This window comes from Kitasatospora sp. NPDC127035 (genome assembly GCF_042726075.1).
Classification (GTDB): Bacteria; Actinomycetota; Actinomycetes; order Streptomycetales; family Streptomycetaceae; genus Kitasatospora.
Genome location: NZ_JBHXDN010000002.1, coordinates 39,468 through 65,551, shown reverse-complemented (window position 1 = coordinate 65,551; position 26,084 = coordinate 39,468). Strand labels below are relative to the sequence as shown.

The following is a 26,084-nucleotide window of genomic DNA, read 5'->3' as shown; positions in this document are numbered from 1 at the left end:
CGTTACGTTGACAGCAACCGCGGACGGCCGGCTCGACCCTGAGTACGATTCCGAGCCGGTCGCGGTGGGGGGCCTCCCCCCGGCGCTGCTGAGCGCCGGGCGGCGGCAGCCCGAGGGGTCCGCGCCGGCCCGCCAGGCCGGCCGGACCGAACAACAACAGGAACAGCCCGCCTCCGCCGAGGAGGCCCTGGCCCGCGCCACCACTCACCTGCTCTCCCTACAGAGCTCCGAGGGGTGGTGGAAAGGCGACCTGGAGACCAACGTCACCATGGACGCGGAGGACTTACTGCTCCGGCAGTTCCTCGGCATCCGGACGGAGGAGCAGACCAAGGCCACCGCCGAGTGGATCCGCTCCCAGCAACGGGAGGACGGCACCTGGTCCACCTTCCACGGCGGGCCCGCCGAGATCTCCACCACCGTCGAGGCCTACGTCGCCCTCAAACTGGCCGGCGACGACCCCAACGCACCGCACATGCTGGCCGCCGCCCGCTGGATCCGCTCCGCCGGAGGCATCGCCGGTGCCCGGGTCTTCACCCGGATCTGGCTGGCGCTCTTCGGCTGGTGGCCGTGGGAGCGGCTGCCCGAGATGCCGCCGGAGATCATCTTCCTGCCGAAGTGGCTCCCGCTGAACATCTACGCCTTCGGGTGCTGGGCACGGCAGACCATCGTCCCGCTGACCGTGGTCTCCGCGCACCGGCCGGTGCGTCCGGCCCCCTTCCCGCTCACCGAGCTGCACACCGACCCGGACGACCCGTACCCGGTCAGGCCGCTCGCCCGGGCCACCACCTGGGACGGCGTCTTCGAACGCCTGGACAAGGTGCTGCACGCCTACCACCGCCGGGCCCTGCGCCCGCTGCGCAAGCTCGCCGTCGCCCAGGCCTGCCGCTGGATCGTCGAGCGCCAGGAGGCCGACGGCTGCTGGGGCGGCATCCAGCCGCCGGCCGTCTACTCGCTGATCGCCCTGCACCTGGAGGGCTACGAACTGGACCACCCGGTGATGCGGGCCGGCCTCTCCTCCTTCGACCGGTTCACCGTCCACACCGAGGACGGCCGGCGCTGGCTGGAGGCCTGCCAGTCACCGGTCTGGGACACCTGCCTGGCGACCGTCGCGCTGGCCGACGCGGGTCTGCCGCCCGACCACCCCGCGCTGGTCTCCGCCGTCGACTGGATGATCGGCGAGGAGATCACCAGGCGCGGCGACTGGTCGGTCCAGCGGCCCTCGCTGGCCCCCGGCGGCTGGGCCTTCGAGTTCGAGAACGACACCTACCCGGACATCGACGACACCGCGGAGGTGGTGCTCGCGCTCTGCCGGGTCGCCCACCCCGACCCGGCCAAGGTCGGCGGCTCGATCGACCGGGGCGTCCGGTGGAACCTCGGCATGCAGTCCAAGAACGGCGCCTGGGGCGCGTTCGACGTCGACAACACCAGCACCCTGCCGAACAAGCTGCCGTTCTGCGACTTCGGCGAGGTGGTCGACCCGCCGTCCGCGGACGTCACCGCACACGTGGTGGAGATGCTCGCCGAGGTCGGCAAGGCCCGGGACCCGCGCACCCGGCGCGGCGTCGAGTGGCTGCTGCGCAACCAGGAGGCCGACGGCTCCTGGTTCGGCCGCTGGGGCACCAACTACATCTACGGGACCGGCTCGGTGCTGCCCGCGCTGGTCGCCGCCGGTGTGCCCGCCGAGCACCCGGCGATCCGCCGGGCCGTCCGCTGGCTGGAGGACCGGCAGAACACCGACGGCGGCTGGGGCGAGGACATGCGCTCCTACGAGGACCCGGCGCGCTGGGCCGGGCGCGGCGACTCCACCGCCTCGCAGACCGCCTGGGCGCTGATGGCGCTGCTCGCGGCCGGCGAGGGACCGGACGGCCACGCCAACCCGGCCGTCGAACGCGGGGTCGACTGGCTGGTCCGCACCCAGTTGCCCGAGGGGACCTGGGACGAACCGCAGTTCACCGGCACCGGCTTCCCGTGGGACTTCTCCATCAACTACCACCTGTACCGGCTGGTCTTCCCGGTCACCGCGCTGGGCCGCTACCTGCACGGCAGCCCCGCCACCGGCCGGTTCGCCCCCGGTGCCCCGACGATCGGGGCGTCCCGGTGAGGCCCGCCCCGCTGCTGGTCCTCTGCGCGCTCGGCCCCGAGGTGTGGGCCCTGCGCGGAGGGGACTGGCGAGGCTCGGCCGGCGGCCCGCCGGTCCTGGTCCGCACCGGTGTCGGCCGGCGCCGGGCCTCGCTCACGGTCCGGCGACTGCTCACCGCGGCGCCCGGCGGTTACGGCGCCGTCGTGGTGGCCGGCTTCGGAGCGGCCGTCGCACCCGGGGTCACGCCCGGGGACGTGATCGTCGCGGACGGGGTGCGCGACGCCGAGGGGAACCACTTCGCCGTCGACTCCGGCCCGACACTGACCCGCGCCCTCAGGGAGCGGGGCCTGACCGCCCACACCGGCGTGCACCACACCGCCGACCACGTGGTGCGCGGGCTCGAACGGCGCGCCCTGCACCTTCAGGGAGCACTCGCCGTCGACATGGAGGCGGCCGCGGTACTGGCCGCGCTCCGCGAGCTGCGCCCCGCCCTGCCCGCCGCCGTGCTGCGGGTCGTGGTCGACACCCCCGAGCGCGAGCTGCTGCGCCCGGGCACCCTGCCGGCCGGCGTCCGCGCCTGGCGGACCCTGCGGGCGACGGTGCCCGCGCTGGTCGACTGGCACCACCGGAACCGGCAGGACCGGGACCGACCGTCACCCGGCACCCTCAACCACCCCACATCCTCGACGCTCCCTCAGGAGGCGAGCTAGCCATGGCCATGCCGTTGCGCCAGACCGTGCGGGTCGGCACCTACCTGATGCAACAGAAGCTCAAGCGGCGCGACAAATTCCCGCTGATCGTCGAACTGGAACCGCTCTTCGCCTGCAACCTGGCCTGCGAGGGGTGCGGCAAGATCCAGCATCCGGCAGGTGTGCTGAAGCAGCGGATGCCGGTCGCCCAGGCGGTCGGCGCGGTGCTGGAGTCGGGGGCCCCGATGGTCTCGATCGCCGGCGGCGAGCCGCTGATGCACCCGCAGATCGACGAGATCGTCCGGCAGCTGGTCGAACGCCGGAAGTACGTCTTCCTCTGCACCAACGCGCTGCTGATGCGCAAGAAGCTCGACAAGTTCACGCCCTCGCCGTACTTCACCTTCACCGTGCACATCGACGGCCTGCGGGAACGGCACGACGCCTCGGTGGCCAAGGAGGGCACCTTCGACGAGGCGGTGGAGGCGATCAAGGAGGCCAAGCGGCGCGGCTTCCGCGTCACCACCAACAGCACCTTCTTCAACACCGACACCCCGCAGACCATCATCGACGTGCTCGACTACCTCAACGACGACCTCAAGGTCGACGAGATGATGATCTCCCCGGCCTTCGCCTACGAGAAGGCGCCCGACCAGGAGCACTTCCTCGGCGTCGAGCAGACCCGGGAGCTGTTCCGCAAGACCTTCGCCGGTGGGAACCGGCGGCGCTGGCGCCTCAACCACAGCCCGCTCTTCCTGGACTTCCTGGAGGGCAAGGTCGACTTCGAGTGCACCGCCTGGGGCATTCCGAACTACTCGCTGTTCGGCTGGCAACGGCCCTGCTACCTGATGGCCGACGGGTACGTGCCGACCTACCGCGAACTGATCGAGAAGACCGACTGGGACAAGTACGGCCGCGGCAAGGACGCCCGCTGCGCCAACTGCATGGCGCACTGCGGCTACGAGCCGACCGCCGTCCTCGCCACCATGGGCTCGCTCAAGGAGTCGCTGCGGGCGATGACCGAGACCGTCGGCTCCGGCCGGAGCCGCTGAGCGCACACCGTCGGCGGGCGGCGCGACCGCCGCCCCGCCCCGCCCGGCCCGGGCCTCCGCGCCCGGGCCGGGCCACCCCGCCAGGCGGGGTACCACCGCACCGCTCCGAGTCGTGAGGTGAACCCGTGTCACTGCTCTCCAGCGTCACTTGCCCGGCGGACCTGCGAAGACTCCCGGCCGCCGAACTGCCCCGGCTCGCCGACGAGATCCGCGACTTCCTGATCGACGCCGTCACCAGGACCGGCGGCCACCTCGGCCCGAACCTCGGGGTGGTCGAACTGACGATCGCCCTCCACCGGGCCTTCGACTCCCCGTACGACCGGATCGTCTGGGACACCGGCCACCAGAGCTACGTCCACAAACTGCTCACCGGTCGCCAGGACTTCTCGAAACTCCGCTCCAGGGGCGGACTCTCCGGTTACCCCTCGCGGGCCGAATCCGAACACGACCTGGTCGAGAACTCGCACGCCTCGACCGCCCTCTCCTACGCCGACGGCCTCGCCAAGGCCGCCCAGCTGCTCGGCGAGCACGACCGGAGCACCGTCGCGGTGATCGGCGACGGCGCCCTCACCGGCGGCCTCGCCTGGGAGGCGCTCAACAACATCGCCGACGCCAAGGACCGGCCGCTGGTCATCGTCGTCAACGACAACGAGCGCTCCTACGCGCGCACCATCGGCGGCCTCGCCAACCACCTCGCCACGCTGCGCACCACGCAGGGCTACGAGCGGTTCCTCTCCTGGGGCAAGGACGCGCTGCAGCGCACCCCGGTCGTGGGCCAGCCGATCTTCGACGCGCTGCACGGCGCCAAGAAGGGGTTCAAGGACGCCTTCGCGCCGCAGGGCATGTTCGAGGACCTCGGGCTCAAGTACCTCGGCCCGATCGACGGCCACGACCTGGCGGCCCTGGAGTCGGCCTTCACCAAGGCCCGCGGCTTCGGCGGCCCCGTGATCGTGCACTGCCTGACGGTCAAGGGCCGCGGCTACCGGCCCGCCGAACAGGACGAGGCGGACCGCTTCCACGCGGTCAACCCGATCGACCCCTACACCTGCCTGCCGATCTCGCCCAGCGGCGGGGTCTCCTGGACGTCCGTCTTCGGCGAGGAGATGCTCGCCATCGGCGCGGAGCGTCCGGACGTGGTGGCGATCACCGCCGCCATGCTCCAGCCGGTCGGGCTGGCCAAGTTCGCCAAGGCCCACCCGGAGCGGACCTTCGACGTCGGCATCGCCGAGCAGCACGCCGTCACCAGCGCCGCCGGCCTGGCCACCGGCGGGCTCCACCCGGTGGTGGCGGTGTACGCGACCTTCCTGAACCGCGCCTTCGACCAGGTGCTGATGGACGTCGCCCTGCACCGGCTGGGCGTCACCTTCGTGCTGGACCGCTCCGGGGTGACCGGGCCGGACGGCGCCTCGCACAACGGCATGTGGGACATGTCGATCCTCCAGGTCGTCCCCGGCCTGCGGCTCGCCGCCCCGCGCGACGCCGACGAACTCCGCGTCCAACTGCGCGAGGCGGTCGAGGTCGCGGACGCCCCGACCGTGGTCCGCTTCCCGAAGGGGACCGTCGGTCCGGCCGTCCCGGCGGTCGAGCGGATCGGCGGCGTGGACGTCCTGCTGCGGACCGCCGAGCAGCCGGAGATCCTGCTGGTCGCGGTCGGCACCACGGCCGCCGCCGTACTGGACGCCGCCCGGCTGCTGCTCGCCGAGGGGTTCACCGCGACCGTGGTCGACCCGCGCTGGGTCAAACCGGTCGACCCGGCGTTGCCGGCCCTCGCCGCCGGGCACCGGCTGGTCGTCACCGTCGAGGACAACGGGCGCACCGGAGGGGTCGGCACGGCCGTCGCCCAGGCACTGCGCGACGCCGACGTGGACGTCCCGGTCCGGGTGCTCGGACTGCCGCAGGAGTTCCTCGGGCACGCCGCCCGCGGCGAGATCCTGGAGGAGACCGGCCTGACCGGTACCGGGGTCGCCGCCCAGACCGCCGCCTTCGCCAAGAACCTGCTACGGGCCAGAGGACTACCGAACCGAGGAGCGAACCAGCACCATGCCGGCTGACCCCGACGACCGCACCGAAGCGCGCTTCGACCTCGCCGCCCTGCTCGCCGAGCGCGGCGGCGAGCGGTACGAGCTGCAGAGCCGCTACCTCAATCCGCAGCTGTCGCGGATGCTGCACACCATCGGCTTCGACAAGTTCTACGAGCGTGCCAAGGGACAGTACTTCTACGACGCCGACGGCAACGAGTACCTCGACATGCTCGCCGGCTTCGGCATCTTCGCGCTCGGCCGGCACCACCCGGTGGTCCGCTCGGCGATCCAGCAGGTGATGGACCTCGACCTGCCCGACCTGGTCCGTTTCGACTGCTCGCCGCTGCCCGGTCTGCTGGCCGAGCGGCTGTTGTCCCACACGCCCGGACTGGACCGGGTCTTCTTCGGCAACAGCGGCACCGAAGCGGTGGAGACGGCGCTCAAGTTCGCCCGGTACGCCACTGGCCGGAAACGGGTCCTCTTCGCCGACCACGCCTTCCACGGGCTGACCACGGGTTCACTCTCGGTCAACGGCGAGGGTGGCTTCCGCAAGGGCTTCGACCCGCTGCTCCCGGACACCGCCGTCCCGCTCGGGGACCTGGGGGCGCTGGCCAAGGAGCTGAAGCGGGGCGACGTCGCGGCCCTGATCGTCGAGCCGATCCAGGGCAAGGGCGTGCAGGCGCCCCCGCCCGGCTGGCTCCGCGCGGCCCAGGAGCTGCTGCACGAGCACAGGGCGCTGCTGATCTGCGACGAGGTGCAGACCGGCATCGGACGCACCGGCGACTTCTTCGCCTACCAGTACGAGGAGGGCGTGCTGCCCGACCTGGTCTGCGCGGCCAAGGCGCTCTCCGGCGGCTATGTGCCGGTCGGCGCGACGCTCGGCAAGAGCTGGATCTTCGAGAAGGTGTACTCCTCGATGGACCGGGTGCTGGTCCACTCGGCCAGCTTCGGGGCCAACGCGCAGGCGATGGCGGCCGGGCTGGCGACCCTGGAGGTCGTCCGGGACGAGCAGGTGGTGGAGAACGCCGCCAAGGTGGGCGAGTACTTCCGGGAGCGGCTGACGGCGCTCGTCGACACGTACGAGCTGCTCGCCGAGGTGCGCGGGCGCGGTCTGATGATCGGCATCGAGTTCGGCCGACCGAAGTCGCTGAAGCTGCGGACCGGCTGGACGGCGCTGCAGGCGGCCCGCAAGGGGCTGTTCGCCCAGATGGTGGTCGTGCCGCTGCTGCAGCGGCACCGGATCCTCACCCAGGTGTCCGGCGACCACCTGGAGGTGATCAAGCTGATCCCGCCGCTGATCATCACCGAACGGGACGTCGACCGCTTCATGGACGCGTTCACCGAGGTGATGGACGACGCGCACCGGGGGAGCGGTCTGATGTGGGACTTCGGGCGGACCCTGGTGAAGCAGGCGGTCTCCAACCGCTGAGCGGTCCGGCCGGTCCGCGCGGCCGGTCCTGGCAGTGGATCCGTGCGGCCGGCCCGTGCGGCCGGGGAGGTCGGGCGCCGGGGTGTGGGGGGATCGGGAGGCCGGGCGTGCCGGCTTCCCACTCCGTGGGAGGCACCGCCTCAGAGCTCGGTCCGGCGGCGCCGGATCACGACGACGAGATCGACGACGGCGAACAGCGTGAGGACTCCGCAGGCCACGGCGAACCCGGTCAGGGTGGACCGGCTCGGCGCGCCGAACTCCGGGGCGTTCGCGGCCCAGACCGCGAAGCCCACGGTGGCCAGGGCGAACAACGGGGTGAAGGTCAACGAGAGCAGGTAGCGCAGCCGGAGGGCACTGCGGGCGGTGGCGGGCTCGGTGCCGCTGCGCCACCGGCGCGGGGCGGTGGTGGGCATCCGCGGTCACCTCCCGGGTCGGCCGCCGGTGCCGGCCACCGGCGCCTGCCGTCGGTACGGGTCCTCGTACGGCGGTCTACGATTCCAGCGTACGTCCGGGATGCGAGCCGGGGAGGGGCGATGACGGACGCCGACGCGGAAGGTTACGCGGGGCTGCGGGTGGAACGGGCCGAGGAACTGGCCCGGAGGCACGGATGGGCCTCGGTGCGGGTCATGGCGCAGGGAGCGGCGATGACCATGGACTACCGGGAGGGGCGGCTCAACCTCGCGGTGCGCGACGGGGTGGTGGTGCGCAGCTGGGAGGGGTAGCCGGGGCGCTCGCCGGGACGTCCCGGCCGGCCCCGCCGGGACCGGTCCTCGCCGGCGGCCGGCCGAGGCGTCGCTCGACGGCGAGGACCAGCGGTTCCAGCAGGGGGAGCGAGAGCAGGACGAGCAGGCCGGCCGCCCAGCCGGCCAGCACGTCCGTCACCCAGTGGGTCCCCAGGTAGACGGTGGTGAGCCCGACCGAGCAGGCGGTGGCGCCGGCGAGCACCGCCCCGGTGCGGCGCCACCGGCCCGCGAGGTAGGCGAGCACGCCCCAGGTGACCACGGCGTTGGCGGTGTGTCCGGAGGGGAATATGGTGCCGCCGGAGAAGAGCTCGGGCGAACCGACGTAGTGGGCGTAGTGCGGGCCCAGCCGGCCTGTGACGATCTTGACCGTGCCGACCGTGAGGTTGAGCAGCAGCAGCGCGGCGCCCGTCACCAGCAGCGGGCGGATCCGGCCGAGCCGGCGGGCGCGCCAGCCGATCCAGGCGAGTACGGCGACGGCGGACGGGCCGCGCTGGCCGGCCACCACCCAGTTGTCCAGCAGTGGCTCCGGCCCTGGCCAGCGTTCGTGGGGCCGGGCCAGACGGACCGCCCAGTCCAGGTCGACCAGGGCGGTGTCGAGCAGCACCCCGGCGACGACGAGCAGGTAGCCGAGGCCGGTGAGGCCCAGCAGGACGGTCTGCCGACGGCCGAGCGGCGGCTGCGGGGACGGGCGGGAGGCGGGCCCGCGGGTGGTGCGCAGGCCCCGGCGGCGGGTGGTGGTCGGGTACTCCGGGAGTTCACTCGGCGCGTGCACGCCGGTGACCATACCCACCGCGTCCGGGTGATTCCCGGCGGAATTCGGAATTCTCCGACAAAGCCGTGAAGCGATGAAAACCGCAGTGTTGGGGACCGGTTTTCCGACGATTTCGGTTCGAATGCCCGTCCGGTCGTCGCACGGGATTTCCCTGGTGCCGGGAAAACGGACGGAGCGGGAGACCGGGTCGAGCCGGTTCCCACTCCGTGGTAACCCTGGGTAGGTCCGGTGCTCAGTCGAGCGGGCCGCCCGCGACGTAGACGACCTGGCCGGAGACGAATCCGGCCGCCTCGCCGGCGAAGAACGAGACGGCGTGCGCCACGTCCTCGGGCACGCCGACCCGCTGGACCGGGATCTGTGAGGCGGCGGCGCGCTTGAAGTCCTCGAAGTCCATGCCGACCCGGGCGGCGGTGGCCGCGGTCATGTCGGTGGCGATGAATCCGGGGGCCACCGCGTTGGCGGTGATGCCGAACTTGCCCAGTTCGATCGCGAGGGTCTTGGTGAAGCCCTGCAGACCGGCCTTGGCGGCCGAGTAGTTGGCCTGGCCGCGGTTGCCCTGGGCCGAGGAGGAGGACAGGTTGACGATCCGGCCGAAGCCGGCATCGACCATGTGCTTCTGGACCGCGCGGGTCATCAGGAAGGCGCCGCGCAGGTGCACGTTCATGACCGTGTCCCAGTCGGACTCGGTCATCTTGAAGAGCAGGTTGTCGCGGAGTACGCCCGCGTTGTTGACCAGGACGACCGGGGGACCGAGTTCGGCGACGATCCGGTCGACCGCGGCCTGGACCTGTCCGGCGTCCGAGACGTCGGCGCCGACGGCGACGGCGCGACCGCCCGCGGCGGTGATCCGGTCCACGGTCTCCCGGCCGGCGGCCTCCTGGAGGTCGAGGACGGCCACGGCGTAGCCGTCGGCGGCCAGCCGGAGGGCGGTGGCGGCCCCCAGGCCGCGCGCGGCGCCGGTGACGACGGCGACCCGGGGTGCGGTGGTCTGCTCGGTCATGCTCACTCTCGTCTCTCTCGGATCTCGCTCGCGATCTCCCAGGGATCTCCCAGGGATCTCCCAGGCGGCACTCGGGGACCTCCGGGGGTCGTGCGGAGCGCCCGGGGAGGACGGGGGCCGTCGAGGTGGCCACACCCTACCGGTGAGTAGGGGGTGCGGCCAGGGCCGAAGGCGCAGGTGACCGAGGGTAAGGACCGACCGGTCGGCTTTCTCCTGCGAACGGGTTACTGCCGGGTCGGCGCGGCGCGTAAATATGCCAATGTTGCCGAACCTGCGTCTACTATCCGCCCCTGCCTGCCAGCGAGGGCCCGCCGTTTGTATAGTGTCCGCCAGCAGCCACCGGCTGCACGGCTGGAGCGCCCTCCCTCATAGCGGGACGCCCACTCGCCGTTACTGCCCCACCCGGGTGTCCCACACACACCGGGTGTGACATCGGGACGGATACATGGTGCTGGGGGAGATCCCGACGACCCGTGTGTCCGCGCGACTGCAGCAGTCGCCCGGACACCTGATCCGCGTTGCACAGCAGGTCCACACCCGTCTGTGGTCCGAACACGTCGGAGCCGATCTCACGGCTCCGCAGTTCGCGGTCCTGCTGGTTCTCGCCCTCGAACCGGGCGCTGACCAGCGAACGGTCGGAGAGCGTGCTTCGCTCGACAAGGCCACGATGGCCGAGATGGTCGCCCGGTTGGTCCGGCGCGGCCTCGTACTGCGGCGCCGAGACCCGGCCGACGGCCGGCGCAAGCTGCTCGCTCTCTCGCAGAGCGGCGCCCAGGCTGTCCGGGAGGCCACCGGCGGGGTGGTCCGCGTGCAGCGCACGCTCTTCGAGCCGCTGACTCCGGAGGAGCAGCTGGAGATCGTCCGTGTGATGGCCAAGATAGCCAGGCTGGAACCGGCTCAGGTCGCCGTCCTCACGGACGCGCGACCGATGCTGGACGCCCAGCGGGCGATCGGCTACCTCATCCGGGTGAGCCAGCAGGTGCACACCAAGCTCTGGACGGAGCACGTCGGTTCGGAGCTCACGGCGCCGCAGTACGCGGTGCTGGACGCTCTGGAGCTGGAGCCGGGCGCCGACCAGCGGACGGTCGGCGAGCTGGCCTCGCTGGACAAGGCCACGATGGCCGAGATGGTCAGCCGGCTGGTCCGGCGCGGCCTGGTCCAGCGTCGCCGCGACCCCTCGGACGGACGGCGCAACCTGCTCTCGCTCTCACCGGCGGGGCAGGACCTGCTGCACCGCTCGGCCGCGGGCGTGGCGCAGGTCCAGCTGCTGCTGCTGTCTCCGCTGGAGGAGCACGAGCACGAGGCGGCGCTGGCGCTGATCGCCAAGGCGGCCAGGCTGTAGCTTTCGCTTCGAGCTTCAGCCAAAACGATTCGCCAACGGATCGGAGGCCGTCGACGGTTCGTGGTTCGTGCAGGTCGACGCGGCGCAGGCCGCCTTCCCGGAAGAGGGGGAGGCGGCCTGCGCCGTCGGCGGCACCCTGCGGGGCGCCGGACCGGGAACGGTCAGTTCCAGTCGAACTCCTGCGGGTCCGGACCGATCCGCTTGCCGGTGGCGATGCCCGCGACGGCCGCGAGGTCGTCGGCGTCCAGCTCGAAGCCGCCGACGTCGAGGTTCTCCTTGATCCGCGACGGGGTGACCGACTTCGGGATCGCGATGATGCCGCTCTGCAGGTGCCAGCGGAGCACCACCTGGGCGACGGTGCGCCCGTGCTTGCCGGCGATCCGCGCCAGGGCCGGCTCGGCGAGCAGATCCTTGCCCTGACCCAGCGGGCTCCAGGCCTCGGTGGCGATGCCGTGCTCCGCGTGGAAGGCGCGCAGCTCCTCCTGCGGGAAGTACGGGTGCAGCTCGACCTGGTTCAGTGCCGGCACCACCGAGGCCTCGTCGAGCAGGCGGGTGAGCTGCTCGGCCCCGAAGTTGGAGACGCCGATCGACTTCGCCCGGCCGTCGGCGCGCAGCTGCTCCAGCGCCTTCCAGACGTTGAGGTAGCTGCCGTGCATCGGGCGGGGCCAGTGGATCAGGTAGAGGTCGACGTAGTCGAGGCCCAGCCGGTCCAGCGACGCGTCGAACTCGCGCAGCACCGCGTCCCGGCCCTGCTCGCCGGACCAGTCGCGGGTGCCGGAGTTCCACAGCTTGGTGGTGATGTAGAGGTCCTCGCGGGCCAGACCGCCGGCGAGCGCCTCGGTGACCGCCTGGCCGGTGCCGGTCTCGTTCTCGTAGACCGCGGCGGTGTCGATCGAGCGGTAGCCGGACTCGAGCGCGGCGCGGACGGCGGGGGTGGCCTCCGCGTCCGGCACCTGCCAGACCCCGAAGCCGAGCTGGGGGATCTGCGAGCCGTCGTTGAGGGTGACAGTGGGGATGTTGCTCACGGGAAGGAGTGCCCTCTCCTGGTCGTCCATGGGGTTCCGATGGGGGCAACCTGCGGGGTGCCGGGAATGTTCCCGGCGCCCCAAAGAATTTTCCGACGCCTGGTACCGGCGTGCGCATCGGCTGTCCGGCGGCTGCGCGACGGCCACGTGGCCGGCCGCGTGACCGGCCGCGCGGCGGGGCCTGCGCCCGTCGGGGTGCGGCAGACCGCCGGAAAACCTGTTGCGTGGGTCACATCCGGGTTGGCAGTCTCGCTGCCATGACCTCCTGACCGACCCCGGGCCGTGACCGCACCGGCCCCTCCGAGCCCTCCGCCCGCACCGCCTCCGCAACGGAGCGTCATGCCGCTCGAAACCCTCCCCCTGGCCGACCCCGGCCGCCCCGACCTCACCTCCCCGCTCGCCTTCCTGCGCTGGCTCCAACGCGGCCAGCGACGCGGGCAGGTGCTCGCCACCTGCTGGTCGCTGCTGGAGATGGGCGGCCAGGCGGCCCTGCCGGTCCCGGTCGGCCTGGGCATCCAGGCCGCCGTCGACGGCGACGCCGCCGGCCTCTGGCGGGCCGGCGGCGTCGCCCTGGCGCTCGCCGCGGTGTCCTCGGTGGGCACCGTCCTGCTGCACCGCCAGGCGGTCTGGAACTGGATCCACGCCGCGACCCAGGTCAGACAGCTCGTCGCCCGCCAGGCCTCCCACCTCGGGGCCGGACTCTCCCGGCGGATCGCCACCGGCGAGATCGTCGCGGTCGGCAGCGGGGACGTCGAGAAGATCGGCTGGTACGTCGAGCTGGTCGCCAGGCTGCGCGGTGCCGTCCTCGTCTGGCTGGCCGTCAGCACGGCGGTGCTGGTCACCCAGCCGGTCCTCGGACTCGCCGTGCTGCTCGGGGTGCCGGTGCTGGCGGCCTCGGTGTGGCCGCTGCTCGGCCCCTTCGAGCGCCGGTACACGGAACAGCGGGCGCTCGGGGGCAAGGCCACCGAGCTGGCCGCCGACACGGTGGCCGGGCTCCGGGTGCTGCGCGGCATCGGCGGCGAGGAGCTCTTCCTCGCCCGGTACCGTGCGGCGTCCCAGCAGGTCCGCGCCGCGGCCGTCCGCTCGGCCCGGATCTGGTCCCTGATGCAGGCCCAGCAGGTCCTGCTGCCGGGCCTGTTCGTGGTCGGCATCACCTGGTACGGCGCCCATCTGGCCGCGTCCGGCCGGATCTCGGTCGGCACCCTGGTCGCCGTCTACGGCTCGACGGCCTACCTCGCCGCCCCGCTGCGGATCCTCGGCGAGGCGGCCCACGCCTGGAGCGTGGCCCGCGTCTCGGCCGGGCGGGCCGCGCGGGTGCTCGCGCTCGACCGGACCGACGGGACCGCCGACGCGGGACTGTCCGGTGCCGCGCAGTCGGACCTGTTCGACCCGGCCACCGGGCTGACCGCCCGGGCCGGCCGGCTGACCGCCGTGGTCTGCGGCGACCCGGACTTCGCCGGTGCGCTGGCCGAGCGGCTCGGCGGGCACGTCCCGACGGCCGAGGGCGCGCGACCGGAGCCGTCGGTCCGGCTCGGCGGCACCGAGCTGGACTCCGTCCCGCTGGCCGAGGCGCGGGCCGCCGTCCTGGTCCACGACAAGGAGCCGGTGCTGCTCTCCGGCACCCTGGCGGGGCTGTTCGACATCCCCGCCTCCGGGCGGGTCGAGCCCGTCGACGCACTGGCCGCCGCCTGCGCCGAGGACGTCCTGGACGCCCTGGTCGACGGCTCGCCCACCTGCGGGGGCGACGCCATGCGGGCGGAGATCACCGAGCGCGGACGCTCGCTCTCCGGAGGGCAGCGGCAGCGACTGGCGCTGGCCCGCTCGCTGCTGGCCGACCCGCCGGTCCTCGTCCTGGACGAGCCGACCAGCGCGGTGGACGCGCACACCGAGTCCCGGATCGCGGCCGGGCTGCGCAGGAGCCGGGAAGGGCGCACCACCGTGGTCTTCGCGACCAGTCCGCTGCTGCTGGACCGGGCGGACCGGGTGGTCCTGGTCCGCGACGGGCGGGTGGCGGCGGCCGGGCGTCACCGCGACCTGATGCGGACCGAGCCGGGCTACCGGGCGGTGGTCACCCGCGCGGAGGAGCCGTCGCCGGCGGGGGAGCCCGCGACCGTGGGGGAGGCGGTGTGAGGCCGACGGACCCCCGCGGCCCGTCCTCCCGGCCGCACCGCCACCCCCGTGGTGCCCGTGGCGCCCGTGGTCCTCGTGGCCCCCGTGGTGCCGGGGGTCCTCGTGGCCTCCGTGGCCTCCGCGCCGACGTCCGAGAACAGCTGAGGAGCACCCCATGAAGCCCCCCGTCCATCAGGAGCAGGGGCCGGCCACCACCCTTCCGGTCGGCTCCCCGGTCGCCGTGCGGTCCTACCTGCGGCTGCTGGCCCGACGCCACCGGGGCGGGTTCGCCGCCGTGGTGGGTCTGCACGCGGTGGCCACCACGGCGGGGCTCGTCGGGCCCTGGGTGCTGGGCACCCTGGTCGAGTCGCTGGCCACCGGCACCGTCGGAGCCACCGTCACGGTCGCCGTCGCCTGGTACCTGGTGGCGCTGGCGGTGCAGTCGGCGTTCACCTGGTGGTCGCGGCTGCGCGGCAGCGTCCTCGGCGAGCGGGTCCTGGCCGACCTGCGCGAGGACTTCCTGGTCCGCTCGGTGGCGCTGCCGACCGGGGTCCTGGAGCGGGCCGGCACCGGGGACCTCGTCTCCCGCGGCACCACCGACATCGACCGGCTGGACAAGTCGGTCCGCGAGGCGGTGCCGGAGCTGGCCGTGGCGATCGTGTCGCTGCTGCTGGTGCTGGGCGCCCTGGTCGCCACCTCGCCGCTGCTCGCGCTCACCTCGCTGATCGGCCTGCCGCTGCTGCTGGCCTCCTCCCGCTGGTACTTCCGGCGGGCCCCGCAGTCGTACCGGAACGAGTCGGCCGGGTACGCGGCGGTCAACACCGTGCTGGCCGAGACGGTGGACGCCGGTCGGACGGTCGAGGCACTGCGCCTCGGTGACCAGCGGGTCCGGCTGACCGACCGCAAGCTGGCGGAGTGGATCGCCTGGGAGCGGTACACCCTCTGGCTGCGCACGGCCTGGTTCCCGACCATCGACGCGGTCTACACCCTGGCGGTGCTCGGCACCCTGGTGCTGGGCGGGCTGTTCACCCTCCGGGGCTGGATCGGCGTGGGCGAGCTGACCACCGGGGTGCTCTACGCCCAGGCGCTGACCGCCCCGGTCGACCTGATCCTGCGCTGGTACGACGAGCTGCAGATCGGGCAGGCCTCGCTGGCCCGGCTGGTCGGGGTGCACGAGGTGCCCGAGCAGGAGAGTGACGAGGCGGCCCGGCCGAGCGGACGGCGGGTCGAGGCCCGGGACGTCCGCTTCGGCTACCGCGAGGGCGTCGACGTGCTGCACGGCATCAGCCTGGACGTCGCGCCGGGCAGCCGGGTCGCCCTGGTCGGGCCGTCCGGGGCGGGGAAGTCCACCCTGGGGCGGCTGCTGGCCGGCATCTACGCGCCCGGCCGGGGCAGTGTGACGCTCGGCGGAACGGCGCTGTCGCGGATGCCGGCCGAGCGGGTCCGGGCCGAGGTCGCGCTGGTCAACCAGGAGCACCACGTCTTCGTCGGCACGCTCCGGGACAACCTGCGGCTGGCCGCGCCGGACGCGGCCGACGCCGAGTTGCGCGGGGCCCTGGACGCGGTGGACGCCGGTGACTGGGTGGACGCGCTGTCGGCGGGGCTGGACACCGAGGTCGGTTCGGGCGGCGCCGCGCTGACCCCGCCGCAGGCGCAGCAGCTGGCGCTGGCCCGGCTGGTGCTGGCCGATCCGCACACCCTGGTGCTGGACGAGGCCACCTCACTGCTGGACCCGCGGGCCGCCCGGCACCTGGAGCGCTCGCTCGCCAAGGTGCTGGAGGGCCGGACGGTGATCGCCATCGCCCACCGGCTGCACACGGCGCACGACGCGGACGTGATCGCGGTGGTCGAGGGCGGCCGGATCAGCGAGTACGGCAGCCACCCGGACCTGGTGGCGGCCGGTGGTCCGTACGCGGCGCTCTGGCGGTCCTGGCGGGACGAGCCGTCGGAGACCCGGCCCGGGGGCGTCTGACGGAGAGTGACGGGCGGTAAACCCGCGCGGGGCGTGGTTGCCCCGTGCGGGTTACTCCCGGGCGCGTAGCCGGGCAAACCGGCCCATTCGACCGCAGACTTCGCGTGTGACCAAGATTTCAGACGGTTCGTCCGGCACCAAGCGCAGCGAGATCGGCGGGATCCCCACCCGGTACATCGGGATCGGTGTCATCGTCGTGCTCGCGGTGTGGTTCCTGTTCGCCAACCTCGACAAGGTGAAGATCCAGTTCTGGGTGTTCACCGTGACCGCGCCGCTCTGGATCGCCCTGCTGGCCACGCTGGTCGCCGGTGGCGCGCTCGGCTGGCTGCTGAAGGGCCGGAGCGGGCGGTGACCGACGCACCGGAGCCCCCGCCCGGGTCCGGGCCGGGGCCCTCGGCCTTCACGCCCTTGATCGAGATGCGCGGCGTCAACAAGCACTTCGGCGAGTTGCACGTCCTCCAGGACATCGAGCTGACCATCGGCCGGGGCGAGGTCGTGGTGGTGATCGGTCCGTCCGGCTCCGGCAAGTCCACCCTGTGCCGGGCGATCAACCGCCTGGAGCCGATCGAGTCCGGGTCCATCGTGATCGACGGCCGGCCGCTGCCCGAGGAGGGCAAGGGCCTGGCCCGGCTGCGGGCCGAGGTCGGGATGGTGTTCCAGTCCTTCAACCTGTTCGCGCACAAGACCGTGCTGCAGAACGTGTCGCTGGCGCAGGTCAAGGTCCGCGGGCGGTCGAAGGGGGAGGCGGACGAGAGGTCCAGGGCGCTGCTGGAGCGGGTCGGGCTGGCTCCGCAGGCGGCCAAGTACCCGGCCCAGCTCTCCGGCGGCCAGCAGCAGCGCGTCGCGATCGCGCGTGCCCTGGCGATGGACCCCAAGGCACTGCTCTTCGACGAGCCCACCTCGGCGCTCGACCCGGAGATGATCAACGAGGTGCTGGACGTGATGCGCCAGCTGGCGCACGAGGGCATGACCATGATCGTCGTGACCCACGAGATGGGGTTCGCCCGGGCCTCCGCCAACCGGGTGGTCTTCATGGCCGACGGGCGGGTCGTCGAGGACCGCTCTCCGGAGGCGTTCTTCGGCGCTCCGGAGAGCGACCGCGCCCGGGACTTCCTCTCCAAGATCCTGAAGCACTGAGGCCGCGCGTGAAGAAGATCGTGACCGCCGCCGCCGTCGTGGCCGCGGCCGTGCTGCTGGCGGCCTGCGGCAAGGAGGGCACCCCGCCCCCCAAGGGGCCGCAGCCCAGCGCGCTCCCCAGCTACCGGGTGGAGAGCGGCGCCGGCATCACCGGTTCGTCCACCCTGGACGCGGCCCGCAGCCGGGGTCACTTGGTGGTCGGGGCCAAGGAGGACCAGCCCTACCTGGGGCAGAAGAACCCGGCCACCGGGCAGTACTCCGGCTTCGACATCGAGATCGCCAAGATGGTCGCCGCCGACCTCGGGTTCGCCCCGGACCGGATCGAGTTCAGGACCATCGCCTCGGCCAACCGCGAGACCGCGCTGCAGAACGGCCAGGTCGACTACTACGTGGGCACCTACACCATCAACGACAACCGCAAGAAGCTGGTCGGCTTCGCCGGGCCGTACTACCTGGCCGGACAGTCGCTGCTGGTGCGCCGGAACGACACGACCATCAACGGGCCGGAGGACCTGGACGGCAAGAAGGTCTGCTCGGCGGCCGGCTCCACCCCGTACCAGCGGATCCAGAAGGACTACCCGAAGGCCCGGCTGATCGGGTACGACAGCTACTCGGCCTGTGTCGACAACCTGATCACCTCCCAGGTGGACGCGGTGACCACGGACAACACCATCCTGATGGGCTACGCGGCCAAGGTGCCCGACGAGCTCAAGGTGGTCGGGCCGCTGTTCTCCCAGGAGCCGTACGGGATCGGCACGCCCCGGAACGACACCGTGCTGCGCGGGGCGCTGAACGACGCGCTGGCGCACCACGAGGAGAACGGTGACTGGCGCAAGGCCTACGACGCGACCCTCGGCCTCTCCGGGGTGCCCGCGCCCACCCCGCCGCCGATCGACCGGTACTGAGGAGGGGCCGGCCTGTGAAGACGCTGACCGACAACTGGTCGACCTACTGGGAGGGCTTCCTCGGCACCCTCTCGCTGTTCCTGGTGAGTGCGGTGCTGTCGCTGGTGCTCGGCGTGCTGGTGGCGAGCTTCCGGGTCTCGCCGGTGAAGCCGCTGCGGGTGTTCGGCACCACCTGGGTGACGCTGCTGCGGAACACCCCCCTGACCCTGCTCTTCTTCATCGTGGTGCTGGGCCTGCCGCGGTTCGACATCACGCTTCCGTTCTTCACCTTCGCGGTGCTCGCGCTGGGCTGCTACACCTCGGCGTTCGTCTGCGAGGCGATGCGGTCGGGCGTCAACACGGTGCCCACCGGTCAGGGCGAGGCGGCCCGCAGCCTGGGCATGACCTTCGGCCAGACGATGAGCCTGGTCGTGCTGCCGCAGGCGTACCGGTCGGTGATCGCCCCGATCGGCAGTGTGATGATCGCGCTGGCGAAGAACACGGCGATCGCCGGCTCGTTCAGCGTCACCGAGCTCCTCGGTACCTACCGGACCATCAACGAGCTGGGCTACAGCATCGTCTGGACCTTCGTCTGGATCGCGGTCGGCTACCTGGTCATCACGCTCGCCGTCAGTGCCGTGTTCAACCTGCTGGAACGACGACTGGCGGTGTCGCGATGACGGTGGAATCCTCGGCGCTCTACGACATCCCGGGGCCCAGGGCGCTCGCCCGGCACCGGCTGTACGGTGCGCTCGCGCTGCTGGCGATCGCCGCGCTGCTCGGCTGGATCGTCTACATGCTGTTCCACACGAACCAGTTCACCGCCGAGAAGTGGACGGCCTTCGAGTACAAGGGGGTCCAGGAACTCCTGCTGCGCGGGCTCGGCAACACCCTCAAGGCGTTCGGGTGGACAGTGCTGTTCGCCCTGCCGTTCGGTGCGCTCTTCGCGGCCGGACGCCTCTCGGACCACCGGGTGGTGCGCTGGTTCTCCACCCTGGTGGTCGAGTTCTTCCGGGCCATGCCGGTGCTGGTGATGATCTTCTTCATCTTCGTCGCGCTCAAGGTCGAGCCGCTCTGGGCCCTGGTGGCCGGTCTGGTGCTCTACAACGGTTCGGTGCTCGCGGAGGTGTTCCGGGCCGGCGTGCTGGCGGTGCCCAAGGGGCAGAAGGAGGCCGCTTTCGCGCTCGGCCTGCGCAAGACCCAGGTGATGGCCTACGTGCTGGTGCCGCAGGCCAACCGGGCGATGCTGCCGGCGATCATCAGCCAGCTGGTGGTGGCACTGAAGGACACCTCGCTGGGCTTCCTGATCACGTACGAGGAGTTCCTGCACGCGGGCAAGCTGATCGCCACCAACCTGGACTACGACCTGCCGTTCATCCCGGTGGTGATGGTGATCGCGCCGGTCTACATCGGGATGTGTCTGCTGCTCTCCTGGCTCGCGCGATGGATCGAGCAGCGCAGCCGGCGCAGCCCGCGGGTGCGCGGCGGGGCGCCGGTGGCCGACGCGGACGTGTCGATGGGGCTGCCGCCGGCCGCCCAGCCGTAGCCGGCGGGGTGCGCGAGGGGTGCGCGAGGGATGGGCGGTTCGCCGGTAAACCATAGGTGCCGCCGGGGTTAGGCTCCACTCCTCCAAACTCTGCTTATGATTGCCGGGATGTGGCACGGCGGCCGGGCGGAGGGGCGATGGAGCCGGTATTCGACTCACGGCATATCAGGACCTTCCACGAGGTCGTCCGGGCCGGCTCCTACTCGGCGGCGGCCCGCGAACTCGGCTACACCCAGCCCGCCATCACCCAGCAGATGAAGGCCCTCGAACGGACCGTCGGCCTGCCGCTCTTCACCCGGGCCGGACGCGGACTGCGCCTCACCGAGGCCGGCGAGGCGCTCGCCCGGCACGCCGAACAGATCCTCGGCAGCCTCGCCGCCGCCCAGCAGCAGCTCGCCGCGCTGGCCCGGCTGCGTGCCGGACGGGTGCGGGTCTGCGCCTTCCCCAGCGCCAACGCCACCCTGATCCCCGAGACGATGGCCCGGCTGCTCGCCGAACACCCCGGCGTCCGGGTCGAACTGCTGGAGGCCGAGCCGCCGGACTCCGTCCAGCGGCTGCTCCGCGGCGAGTGCGACATCGCCCTGGCCTTCCGTTATCCGGGCGCCCCGGCCGAGCTGCCGGAAGGTCTGGACGAGATACCCCTGATGGAGGACCTGCTGACCGTGCTGCTGCCGGTCGGCCACCCGCTCGGGCGGCGGCACGCCGTCCGGCTGGCCGATCTGGACGGCGAACGGTGGATCGCCGGCTGTCCGCGCTGCCGGGCCAACCTGCTGCACGTCTGCGCGGAGGAGGGGTTCGCGCCCGACATCGTCTTCTCCACCGACGACAACCTCGCCGTGCAGAGCCTGGTCGCCGCAGGGGTGGGGATAGCCCTGATGCCGGCCCTGGTCCTCTCCTTCATGTGCCACCGCAAGGTCACCGGCCGGGCCGTCGAGCCGCACCTGCGCCGCCGGGTCAGCGCGTACGTGCTGCGCGAGCACCGGCGGATCCCGGCGACCGCGCTGGTGCTGGACCACCTGCGGTCCGCTGCCGCCGCCCGGGTGGGGTGCTGACCGCTCCTGACAATCCATAAGCGTTCTTAAGGGGAGAGCTAAAGATCCCTCGTTGGACGTGATAGGTCGGGCGGGTCGAACCTGCTCGTATGACACCCTCAGCCACGGTCGGGAGCGGCCGGCTCACCGAGCGCATGACCGCCCTCGTCGGCGAGATCCGCGCTGTCGTCGACCGCGGCCTGCCTCCGGAACTCACCGCCTACCTCGTCGGCGAACGACTCGCCCCGCACCTCGGCGACGCCGACCTGCTCACCGCCGACCAGCGCGAGGGCGACCCGGACCGCTACCGCCAGCACGTCCTGCACGCCGAGGCCGACGGGTCGTTCTCCGTCGTCGCCCTGGTCTGGCTGCCCGGCCAGCAGACCCCGATCCACGACCACGTCTCCTGGTGCGTGGCCGGCGTCCACCAGGGCCAGGAGAGCGAGACCCGCTACCGCCTGGTCTCCGACGGACGGACCGCCCACCTGGTCGAGACCGAGCACGTGGTCGGCCCCGCCGGCACCGTCGCGGCCTTCGCCCCGCCGGGCGACATCCACCTCGTCCGCAACGCCTGCACCTCCACCGCCATCTCCATCCACGTCTACGGCGCCGACGTCGCCCGGCTCGGCACCAGCATCCGGCGGGTCTACCGGCTGCCCGCCGGCGACCCCCGGTGAGCCCCGCATGGCACTGATCGTCCGGGAACGGCGGGTCCGCACCCGCGCCCTCCCCCCGCTCGGCGGGGACACCCCCGGCCTGCTGCTCGCCGCGCTCGGCGTGGCCGCGGCCCTCGCCGTCCACCAGGCCGTCCCCGCCGTACCCAAGCTCACCGCCGCCGTCGTGCTCGGCGTCGCCGCCGCCCACCTGCCCGGGCTGCGCCCGGTGGTCCGGGGTGCCGCCCGGCCCGGGCTCTCCACCGCCGGACGCCGGCTGATGCGGATCGGCATCGTGCTGCTCGGCCTCAAGCTCGGCCTGGGCGACGTGCTCGGTCTGGGCTGGGCCACCGTCGCCATGGTGCTCGCCGTCGTCGCCGCCACCTTCGCCGGCACCTGCTGGCTCGGCCGCCGGCTCGGCCTGCCCGGCGACCAGCCGCTGCTCGTCGCCACCGGGTACTCGATCTGCGGCGCCTCGGCGATCGGCGCGGTCAGCCAGGCGGCCGGCAGCGACGAGGAGGACGTCGCCGCCTCCGTCGCGCTGGTCACCCTCTGCGGCACCCTGGCCATCGCTGTCCTGCCGCTGCTCCAGCACCCGCTCGGGCTGGACGAGGCGGAGTTCGGCCGCTGGGTGGGGGCCGGGGTGCACGACGTCGGGCAGGTGGTCGCCACCGCGCAGACCGGCGGGGCGGAAGCCCTGCGCGAGGCGGTGCTCGTCAAACTGATGCGGGTGATGCTGCTGGCCCCGCTGGTCGCCGGGGTCGCGCTCACCGCCCGGCGCGCCCGCGCGCGGACCCGGTCGGCCGCCGACGGCGTCGCGGCGGCCGGTGCGTCCGGCGGTCCGGCGGGCGGTCCGGTCGGGAAGCGGCCGCCGCTGGTGCCGCTCTTCGTCGCGGGATTCCTCGCGATGATCGCGCTGCGCACCACCGGGCTGGTGCCGGAGCCGGTGCTCCGGCTCGCCGGCGACGCCCAGGAGCTGCTGCTGGCAGCCGCGTTGTTCGGGCTCGGCAGCGCCGTCCACCTGCCGACCATGGCCCGCACCGGCGGGCGGATCGCCCTGCTCGGGCTCGGATCCTGGGTGATGGTGGCCGGTGTCTCGTACGCGGGGGTGCTGGTCACGAGGTGACCGGGGCCCGGCCCGCGCTGGGCTATTGTCGGGCGGGTAGGCCGATCGTCCGAAGCTCCCGAAAACCGGAGGGGATTCGCGCATGTCCACCGCACTGCCGGAACGGGACGGCTCGGACGCCGTCGTCACGCTCGACCGGCGCGAGGGGCCCTTCGGAGAGGTGGTGCTGCGGCAGCGCGGGCGGCACTACGAGATCATCGCCAACGGCTGCTTCCTGATGGACACCGCCGACGGGCGCTCCGAGCGACTGCTGATCCAGGCGGCGCTCGACGAGTTGGACCGGACCGGCGACCAGGCCGGGCTCGGCGACCAGGCCCGGACCGGCGACCAGGCCCGGCCCGGCGGTCCGGAGCGGCCGGCCGTGCTCATCGGCGGGCTCGGGGTGGGTTTCTCGCTGGCCTACGCGGCCGCCGAACGGCGGTGGGGGCGGATCGCCGTCGTCGAGCGGGAGAGCGCGATCATCGACTGGCACCGGAACGGTCCGCTGGCCGCCTTCTCGGCCGGCGCGCTGGGCGACGAGCGGGTCGAGGTGCTCCACACCGACCTGCTGGAGTACCTCGCGGTGGCGGACGGCGCCCGCTACGACGCGCTCTGCCTGGACATCGACAACGGCCCGGACTGGACCGTCACCGACTCCAACGCCGGGCTGTACGGCGCGGACGGACTGGCCGTGCTCCGGCACCGGCTGGAGCCGGGCGGGGTGCTGGCCGTCTGGAGCGCGCAGCCGTCCCCCGCCTTCGAGGAGGCGCTGCGCGCGGCGGGCTTCCTGGACGTGGTCACGCACGAGATCCCGGTGGCCCGGGGCGTGCCGGACGTCGTGCACCTGGCCCGCCGCGCGCGGTGAGCGCACGACGGGCCAGGCGGGTCCTGACCGGCCCGGTCGACCCGGGCCGTCGTCCGGCTACTTCAGACCGTTGTCCACCGCGGCCATCAGCTCGCCGCTCGCGGTGTCACCGTCGAAGGCCCAGATCATCGCTCCGGCCAACCCCTGGGACTTGATCCAGGCGGTCTTCCGGGCGATCTCGGTCGGGTCGTCGTAGGTGTAGAAGACCGAGCCGTTGTAGATGTACGAGTGGCCGGCCACCGGGTCCCGGTAGATGGTGTAACCACCGCTGGTGGCCATCTCCTTGAGCTTCCGGTAGTCCTCGAACCCGGCCTCGTAGGTGCCCGGGCCGGGGCCCGTCGCGGTCTGGAAGAGACCGTTGGTGGTGCCGCGCGGCACGCCCGTCCAGCCTCGACCGTAGAACGGGATGCCCAGCGTGAGCTTGCTCTTCGGGGCGCCGCCGTTGACGTACGCGCCGATCGCGACCTCGGAGCTGAACTGGCGGGCCGGCGGGTTCGGGTCGCCGGCCGCGACCTTGATGCCGGACTGCTGGTTGGTGACCATCTCCCAGCCGCCGTGGTAGTCGTAGCCCTGGATGGTGGCGAAGTCGAAGGCACCGAACAGGCCGGGGATGTCGATGCCGGCCGTGATCTTCGCCGGGTCGGCCGGGAGGAAGGCGCTCAGCGTGTAGTGCTTGTTGGTGGTGGCGCCGAGCGCGTCCAGCTGGCGACGGAACTCCTGGGCGACCAGGGTGTAGTTGGCCTTGTCGGCGGGCCGGAAGATGTTCCCGGTGTGCCCGTCGGAGTTCGGCCACTCCCAGTCGAGGTCGATGCCGTCGAAGATGCCGGCCGCACTGCCCGCGCCGCCGCGGCCGTCGATCACCGGCAGGTTGCCCTTGATGTACATGTCGATGCAGGAGCTGACCAGCGCCTTGCGGGAGGCGTCGGTGGCGGCCGCGTCGGAGAACCACTTGCTGTAGGACCAACCGCCCAGCGAGATCTGGATCTTGAGGTTGGGGTACTTGGCCTTGAGCTGCTTCAGCTGGTTGAAGTTGCCGGCCAGCTTCTGGTCCCAGGTGTCGGTGGTCCCGGCCACCGAGCTGCCCGCGTCCCAGCCCTTGCCGTAGTCGGCCCAGGCGTCACCGGCACCGTCGCCCGCGTTCGGGTCGTTGTCCGGCCCGGCCGCCTTGTTGGTGATGAAGCACTGCTTGGTGGTCGGGTGGATGTTGGCGAAGGCGTAGTTGAGCGTGGTGAGCCGGCCCGCCGAGCCGGAGGTGTCGAGCTTCTTCACGCTGTACCCGCGGGCGTAGATGCTCCACTGGGTGAAGTAGCCGATCTTCAGGTTGCCGGGGTTGCTGCCCCCGGGCTTGGTCTTGCCGGTCACCGGGCTGGAGGCGGGCGAGACGTTGCCGGCCGCGTCGCGGGCCTTGACCGTGAAGGTGTACTCGGTGTCCGGCGCCAGGTTGCCGACGGTGGCGGACGCCGAGGGGACGGTCGCGGCCAGGGTGGTGCCGGTGTAGACGTCGTAGGCGGTGACGCCGACGTTGTCGGTGCTGGCGGTCCAGGTCAGCGAGACCGAGTTGGCGTCCGAGCCGGTCACCGTGGGGGTGCCCGGGGTGGTCGGAGCCTGCCTGTCCTCCACCGGCGGCTGGGTGGTGGCGCTGACCGGTCCGGCCGCCGCCGAGCGGTTGCCCGCCGCGTCGAAGGCCTGGACGGTGAACTGGTAGGCGGTGCCCGCGGTCAGGCCCTGCACGGTGACGGACGTGGTGGCGCCGTCGGTGGTGGCCACCTTGGTGCCGTCGCGGTAGACGTCGTAGCCGGTGACGGCGAGGTTGTCGGTGCTCGCGGCCCAGGACAGGTCGACCGTGGTCTGGGTGACGGTGCCCGTCCGGAGGTTGCCCGGGACGGTCGGCGCGGTCTGGTCCCCGCCGGCGCCGTCACACGGCTGCCCGTTCAACTTGCAGTTCAGCAGGGCCTTGTAAGCGCCGGAGTAGGCGATGTTGAAGCCGACGTTGTACGTGCCGCCGACCGGCAGGGTCGAGGCCCAGCCGGGGTTCTTCACCGTGACGTGCGAGGCCGAGGTGGTGTACGTCGCGTTCCAGAGGCCGGCCACGGTGTTGCCGGTGGGCAGGTCGAACTCCAGCGTCCAGCCGTTGATCGGGGCGCTGGAGCCGTTGGTGATGGTGTAACTGGCGTCGTAGCCGCTTCCCCAGTCGCTGCCCTTGGTGAAGGTCGCGGTGGCCGACCCGGCAACGGCGGAGTCGGCGTTGGCGATGGCGGCGGGGAGAGCGGCGGCGAGCAGCGGGACGAGTAGCGTCCCGGCTGCCAGCAGCGGCAGGCTGATCCGACGTCTGCGCATGGATATGGCTCCTGTCCTGGGGTCCCGGGGCAGGCCCGGACGCCCCGTAACCCGTGGGGAGGTGTCAGGTGCGTGGAGCAGCGAGCTCCGGCCATGGGGGCGGCGCGGAACCGGAGACCTCGGGCCGTCGGGGTGCCACGGAGGATCCTGTGCCGAGAGTAGGGAGCAGATCGGCAACTGGCAATAGGTCTGTACCAGTTGTCGGTCGTGGGCATGACGGGCCGCCCGGACGGCCTCAGTTGACCTGGGCTTTCGTCAACTGGGCCTCGTCGGAGTGATGTTGTGGCCGAATGCA

General features: G+C 72.5%; 23 protein-coding genes. 18 read left to right on the top strand and 5 right to left on the bottom strand.

Annotated elements, in window-relative coordinates; translation table 11 throughout:
- The first annotated feature begins 7 nt into the window (after positions 1-7).
- The 5 genes from shc (at position 8) to ACFWIC_RS01315 (ending at position 7,268) form a co-directional block, all read left to right on the top strand.
- Positions 8-2,101 (top strand): squalene--hopene cyclase, encoded by a 2,094-nt coding sequence (gene shc, locus ACFWIC_RS01335; RefSeq protein WP_329948823.1) that lies wholly within the window; start codon positions 8-10, stop codon positions 2,099-2,101.
- Entirely contained in the window at positions 2,098-2,790 is a 693-nt protein-coding gene (locus ACFWIC_RS01330) for a 1-hydroxy-2-methyl-2-butenyl 4-diphosphate reductase (RefSeq protein ID WP_380362186.1), read from the top strand. Before shc ends, ACFWIC_RS01330 begins: the two co-directional genes overlap by 4 nt.
- A 2-nt stretch (positions 2,791-2,792) precedes the next feature.
- A complete protein-coding gene (gene hpnH / locus ACFWIC_RS01325; protein WP_355400907.1) occupies positions 2,793-3,818 on the top strand; it encodes an adenosyl-hopene transferase HpnH in 1,026 nt (341 codons plus the stop codon).
- A 125-nt stretch (positions 3,819-3,943) separates the two neighbouring features.
- Positions 3,944-5,869: a 1-deoxy-D-xylulose-5-phosphate synthase gene (gene dxs, locus ACFWIC_RS01320; protein ID WP_355400905.1), complete on the top strand. Its 1,926-nt coding sequence runs from the start codon at positions 3,944-3,946 to the stop codon at positions 5,867-5,869.
- Positions 5,859-7,268, top strand: a complete 1,410-nt coding sequence (locus ACFWIC_RS01315) for an aspartate aminotransferase family protein (RefSeq protein WP_380514783.1) — start codon at positions 5,859-5,861, stop codon at positions 7,266-7,268. The genes dxs and ACFWIC_RS01315 overlap by 11 nt, the downstream gene beginning before the upstream one ends.
- 140 nt (positions 7,269-7,408) lie before the next feature.
- On the opposite strand, the gene ACFWIC_RS01310 is transcribed toward ACFWIC_RS01315, so the two are convergent.
- Entirely contained in the window at positions 7,409-7,681 is a 273-nt protein-coding gene (locus ACFWIC_RS01310) for a DUF6343 family protein (RefSeq protein ID WP_329948819.1), read from the bottom strand.
- Positions 7,682-7,801: 120 nt separating this feature from the next.
- Here ACFWIC_RS01310 and ACFWIC_RS01305 point away from each other — a divergent pair, with 120 nt between their 5' ends.
- A complete protein-coding gene (locus ACFWIC_RS01305; protein WP_329948818.1) occupies positions 7,802-7,990 on the top strand; it encodes an I78 family peptidase inhibitor in 189 nt (62 codons plus the stop codon).
- Here the strand turns inward: ACFWIC_RS01305 and ACFWIC_RS01300 are convergent.
- On the bottom strand, positions 7,941-8,783 hold the full coding sequence (locus tag ACFWIC_RS01300; RefSeq protein ID WP_380514778.1) for a phosphatase PAP2 family protein: 843 nt from the start codon (positions 8,781-8,783) through the stop codon (positions 7,941-7,943). The genes ACFWIC_RS01305 and ACFWIC_RS01300 overlap by 50 nt on opposite strands.
- Positions 8,784-9,015: 232 nt before the next feature.
- Positions 9,016-9,783 (bottom strand): 3-oxoacyl-ACP reductase FabG, encoded by a 768-nt coding sequence (gene fabG / locus ACFWIC_RS01295; RefSeq protein WP_329948816.1) that lies wholly within the window; start codon positions 9,781-9,783, stop codon positions 9,016-9,018.
- Positions 9,784-10,258: 475 nt separating this feature from the next.
- Between fabG and ACFWIC_RS01290 the strand changes: the two genes are divergently transcribed.
- A complete protein-coding gene (locus ACFWIC_RS01290; protein WP_329880307.1) occupies positions 10,259-11,125 on the top strand; it encodes a MarR family winged helix-turn-helix transcriptional regulator in 867 nt (288 codons plus the stop codon).
- A gap of 161 nt (positions 11,126-11,286) precedes the next feature.
- Here the strand turns inward: ACFWIC_RS01290 and ACFWIC_RS01285 are convergent, their stop codons facing one another.
- Positions 11,287-12,150, bottom strand: a complete 864-nt coding sequence (locus ACFWIC_RS01285) for an aldo/keto reductase (RefSeq protein WP_329880638.1) — start codon at positions 12,148-12,150, stop codon at positions 11,287-11,289.
- Between the two features lie 339 nt (positions 12,151-12,489).
- Between ACFWIC_RS01285 and ACFWIC_RS01280 the strand changes: the two genes are divergently transcribed.
- The 11 genes from ACFWIC_RS01280 (at position 12,490) to ACFWIC_RS01230 (ending at position 23,452) form a co-directional block, all read left to right on the top strand.
- A complete protein-coding gene (locus ACFWIC_RS01280; protein ID WP_329948815.1) occupies positions 12,490-14,280 on the top strand; it encodes an ABC transporter ATP-binding protein in 1,791 nt (596 codons plus the stop codon).
- A 154-nt stretch (positions 14,281-14,434) separates the two neighbouring features.
- Positions 14,435-16,231, top strand: a complete 1,797-nt coding sequence (locus tag ACFWIC_RS01275; protein ID WP_380514773.1) for an ABC transporter ATP-binding protein — start codon at positions 14,435-14,437, stop codon at positions 16,229-16,231.
- Between the two features lie 106 nt (positions 16,232-16,337).
- Positions 16,338-16,583 (top strand): LapA family protein, encoded by a 246-nt coding sequence (locus ACFWIC_RS01270; protein WP_329880303.1) that lies wholly within the window; start codon positions 16,338-16,340, stop codon positions 16,581-16,583.
- Between the two features lie 65 nt (positions 16,584-16,648).
- Positions 16,649-17,368 carry an amino acid ABC transporter ATP-binding protein gene (locus tag ACFWIC_RS01265; RefSeq protein WP_380515001.1) on the top strand — a complete coding sequence of 240 codons (720 nt, stop codon included), beginning with the start codon at positions 16,649-16,651 and terminating at the stop codon, positions 17,366-17,368.
- Positions 17,369-17,376: 8 nt separating this feature from the next.
- Positions 17,377-18,273, top strand: coding sequence for a glutamate ABC transporter substrate-binding protein (locus tag ACFWIC_RS01260; protein ID WP_380514769.1), 897 nt, complete (start codon positions 17,377-17,379; stop codon positions 18,271-18,273).
- Positions 18,274-18,287: 14 nt separating this feature from the next.
- Positions 18,288-18,932 (top strand): amino acid ABC transporter permease, encoded by a 645-nt coding sequence (locus tag ACFWIC_RS01255; RefSeq protein ID WP_329880299.1) that lies wholly within the window; start codon positions 18,288-18,290, stop codon positions 18,930-18,932.
- Complete coding sequence (locus ACFWIC_RS01250) at positions 18,929-19,798, top strand: amino acid ABC transporter permease (RefSeq protein WP_380359859.1); 870 nt, start codon at positions 18,929-18,931, stop codon at positions 19,796-19,798. The genes ACFWIC_RS01255 and ACFWIC_RS01250 overlap by 4 nt, the downstream gene beginning before the upstream one ends.
- A gap of 137 nt (positions 19,799-19,935) precedes the next feature.
- The gene (locus ACFWIC_RS01245) at positions 19,936-20,850 is read left to right on the top strand and encodes a LysR family transcriptional regulator (protein ID WP_329880296.1); all 915 of its coding nucleotides are present in this window, start codon (positions 19,936-19,938) and stop codon (positions 20,848-20,850) included.
- Positions 20,851-20,939: 89 nt separating this feature from the next.
- Positions 20,940-21,506, top strand: a complete 567-nt coding sequence (locus tag ACFWIC_RS01240; protein WP_329880295.1) for a cysteine dioxygenase family protein — start codon at positions 20,940-20,942, stop codon at positions 21,504-21,506.
- 7 nt (positions 21,507-21,513) lie between these two features.
- The gene (locus tag ACFWIC_RS01235; RefSeq protein WP_380514763.1) at positions 21,514-22,608 is read left to right on the top strand and encodes a YeiH family protein; all 1,095 of its coding nucleotides are present in this window, start codon (positions 21,514-21,516) and stop codon (positions 22,606-22,608) included.
- 82 nt (positions 22,609-22,690) lie between these two features.
- The gene (locus tag ACFWIC_RS01230) at positions 22,691-23,452 is read left to right on the top strand and encodes a spermidine synthase (RefSeq protein WP_329948811.1); all 762 of its coding nucleotides are present in this window, start codon (positions 22,691-22,693) and stop codon (positions 23,450-23,452) included.
- A gap of 57 nt (positions 23,453-23,509) precedes the next feature.
- Here ACFWIC_RS01230 and ACFWIC_RS01225 read toward each other — a convergent pair whose 3' ends face one another.
- The gene (locus tag ACFWIC_RS01225; RefSeq protein ID WP_380514760.1) at positions 23,510-25,789 is read right to left on the bottom strand and encodes a glycosyl hydrolase family 18 protein; all 2,280 of its coding nucleotides are present in this window, start codon (positions 25,787-25,789) and stop codon (positions 23,510-23,512) included.
- Positions 25,790-26,084: the final 295 nt, after the last annotated feature.

Coding starts and splice junctions, on each gene's coding strand:
- hpnH (WP_355400907.1), top strand. CDS start 2,793: ATGGCCATGCCGTTGCGCCAGACCGTGCGGGTCGGCACCTACCTGATG.
- ACFWIC_RS01315 (WP_380514783.1), top strand. CDS start 5,859: ATGCCGGCTGACCCCGACGACCGCACCGAAGCGCGCTTCGACCTCGCC.
- ACFWIC_RS01310 (WP_329948819.1), bottom strand. CDS start 7,681: ATGCCCACCACCGCCCCGCGCCGGTGGCGCAGCGGCACCGAGCCCGCC.
- ACFWIC_RS01305 (WP_329948818.1), top strand. CDS start 7,802: ATGACGGACGCCGACGCGGAAGGTTACGCGGGGCTGCGGGTGGAACGG.
- fabG (WP_329948816.1), bottom strand. CDS start 9,783: ATGACCGAGCAGACCACCGCACCCCGGGTCGCCGTCGTCACCGGCGCC.
- ACFWIC_RS01280 (WP_329948815.1), top strand. CDS start 12,490: ATGCCGCTCGAAACCCTCCCCCTGGCCGACCCCGGCCGCCCCGACCTC.
- ACFWIC_RS01275 (WP_380514773.1), top strand. CDS start 14,435: ATGAAGCCCCCCGTCCATCAGGAGCAGGGGCCGGCCACCACCCTTCCG.
- ACFWIC_RS01265 (WP_380515001.1), top strand. CDS start 16,649: ATGCGCGGCGTCAACAAGCACTTCGGCGAGTTGCACGTCCTCCAGGAC.
- ACFWIC_RS01250 (WP_380359859.1), top strand. CDS start 18,929: ATGACGGTGGAATCCTCGGCGCTCTACGACATCCCGGGGCCCAGGGCG.
- ACFWIC_RS01245 (WP_329880296.1), top strand. CDS start 19,936: ATGGAGCCGGTATTCGACTCACGGCATATCAGGACCTTCCACGAGGTC.
- ACFWIC_RS01240 (WP_329880295.1), top strand. CDS start 20,940: ATGACACCCTCAGCCACGGTCGGGAGCGGCCGGCTCACCGAGCGCATG.
- ACFWIC_RS01235 (WP_380514763.1), top strand. CDS start 21,514: ATGGCACTGATCGTCCGGGAACGGCGGGTCCGCACCCGCGCCCTCCCC.
- ACFWIC_RS01230 (WP_329948811.1), top strand. CDS start 22,691: ATGTCCACCGCACTGCCGGAACGGGACGGCTCGGACGCCGTCGTCACG.
- ACFWIC_RS01225 (WP_380514760.1), bottom strand. CDS start 25,789: ATGCGCAGACGTCGGATCAGCCTGCCGCTGCTGGCAGCCGGGACGCTA.